The 2,511-nt window shown below is 70.1% G+C and carries 1 protein-coding gene; it reads right to left on the bottom strand.

Translation table 11 applies throughout. The annotated features are described in order from the left end of the window. On the bottom strand, positions 1 to 2,511 hold a 2,511-nt coding region (gene mfd / locus ACY45C_RS01985; RefSeq protein WP_462185963.1), incomplete at both ends, for a transcription-repair coupling factor.

The following is a 2,511-nucleotide window of genomic DNA, read 5'->3' as shown; positions in this document are numbered from 1 at the left end:
TCGGTCGGCGCGGGAACGAGTACGGTCCGCACCGCCGGTTTGACCACGGCGCCCCGGTAGAGCCGGGTCAGCCGGAGTGTCTGGCTCTCCCGCAGCTCCAGCGGAGCGAACCGGATCTGGCGACCGGCGGCGATGATCTCCGTGACGCCAAAGTGCCGGGCAAGAACCCGCAGGCCCGCGACGGCCAGCAGGTTCTCGACCGGTTCGGGCACCGGACCGAACCGGTCCACGAGCTCGCCACGCACCTCGTCGATGTCGGCGTCCGTGGCGGCGCCGGCCAGCCGCCGGTAGGCGTCCAGCCGCAGCCGCTCGCTCGGCACGTAGTCGTGCGGCAGGCTCGCGTCGACCGGCAGCTCGACCTTGACCTCCGGGGGCTCCTCGACGCCCTCCTTGCGGTACTCGGCCACCGCTTCGCCGACCATCCGCACGTACATGTCGAACCCGACCGAGGCGATGTGCCCGGACTGCTCGCCGCCGAGCAGGTTGCCCGCTCCCCGGATCTCCAGGTCCTTCATGGCTACGGCCATTCCGGCACCAAGGTCGTTGTGCTGGGCGATCGTGGCGAGCCGGTCGTGGGCGGTCTCGGTCAGCGGCTTGTCCGGCGGGTAGAGGAAGTAGGCGTACGCCCGGTCCCGGCCCCGCCCGACCCGGCCGCGCAGCTGGTGCAGCTGGGACAGGCCGAACACGTCGGCCCGCTCGACGATGAGGGTGTTGGCGTTGGAGATGTCCAGGCCCGACTCCACGATCGTCGTGCAGACCAGCACGTCGAACTTCTTCTCCCAGAAGGAGACCATGACCTGCTCAAGCGCGTCCTCGTGCAGCTGGCCGTGGGCGGTGGCGATCCGCGCCTCGGGAACCAGATCGCGCAGCCGGGCGGCGGCCCGGTCGATCGTCTCCACCCGGTTGTGGATGAAGAAGACCTGCCCCTCGCGCAGCAGCTCCCGGCGGATCGCCGCGGTCACCTGACGGGCGTCGTAGGCGGCGACCGAGGTCAGCACCGGGTGCCGCTCCTCGGGCGGAGTGTCGATGGTCGACAGCTCCCGGATGCCGGTGATCGACATCTCCAGCGTGCGGGGGATCGGTGTGGCGCTCATCGTGAGCACGTCCACCGCCGTGCGCATCTTCTTGAGCTGCTCCTTGTGCTCGACACCGAATCGCTGCTCCTCGTCGACGATCACCAGGCCGAGATCCTTGAAGCGGTTCTCCCCGGACAGCAGCCGGTGGGTGCCGATGACCACATCGACACTGCCGGTAGCGAGCCCCTCCTGCACCGCCTTGTGTTCGGCGGGCGAGTTGAACCGGCTCATCGCCTTCACCACCACCGGGAACGCGGCGTAACGCTCGGAGAAGGTCTGGAAGTGCTGCTGGACCAGCAGCGTCGTGGGCACCAGCACCGCGACCTGCTTGCCGTCCTGCACCGCCTTGAACGCGGCCCGCACCGCGATCTCGGTCTTGCCGTAGCCGACGTCACCGCAGATCACCCGGTCCATCGGGACCGGCTTCTCCATGTCGGCCTTGACCTCGTCGATGGCGGCGAGTTGGTCGGGTGTCTCTCGGAACGGGAAGGCGTCCTCCAGCTCACGCTGCCAGGGACTGTCGGGAGCGAAGGCGTGCCCGGGAGCAGCCATCCGGGCGCTGTAGAGCCGGATCAGCTCACCGGCGATCTCCTTGACGGCCTTGCGGGCCCGACTCTTGCGCTTGGCCCAGTCGGCGCCGCCGATGCGGTCCAGGCTCGGCGCGTCACCCCCGACATACCGGGTGATCTGTTCAAGCTGGTCGGTCGGCACATACAGCCGATCGCCCCGGGCGTACTCCAGCAGAAGGTACTCCCGCTGGGCGCCCGCGACGGTCCTGGTGACCATCTCGACGTAGCGGCCGACGCCGTGCGCGTCGTGGACCACCATGTCCCCCGGGAGCAGGGCGAGCGGGTCGATGCCCTTGCGCCGCCGGCTCGGCATGCGCCGCATGTCCTTCGTGCTCACCCCGCGGGCACCCGCGATGTCACTTTCGGTAAGAACGGCGAGGCGCAAAGTATCGCTGGTGAAGCCGGTGGCGAGCCGACCGCAGGTCACCATGGCGACGCCCGGAGTGAGCGTGGCCTCCTCGGCGAGGCCGGCGCCCAGGTCGGCGTCGCGCAGCATCTCCACCAGGCGCTGCGCCGGACCGTGCCCCTCGGTGACCAGCAGCACTCGCCAGGACTCGGCGAGCCAGCCCTTGACGTCGGCGATGACCGCCGCGGTGTCCCCGTGGTAGATCGGTGCGGGCCGGAGGCTGGCGACCACCGTGTTGTCGCCGTACTCGGTCCCGTCGTAGACGGCGCCCGCCAGCCCGGTGCCTGCCGGCTCCTGGTCGATGCCTACCGGGGCCGACATGAAGGGAGTGACCGACCACCACGGCAGACCGAGATCCTCCGCACGCTCGCGGACCTCGGTGATCGATCGGTAGGCGGCCGCGCCGAGATCGATCGGCGCGCCGCCACCCAGCGCCGCGACGCTCCACGACGCCTCGAGG

Source organism: Frankia sp. CcWB2 (assembly GCF_977927585.1).
This window is presented reverse-complemented; position numbering and strand designations above follow the sequence as displayed.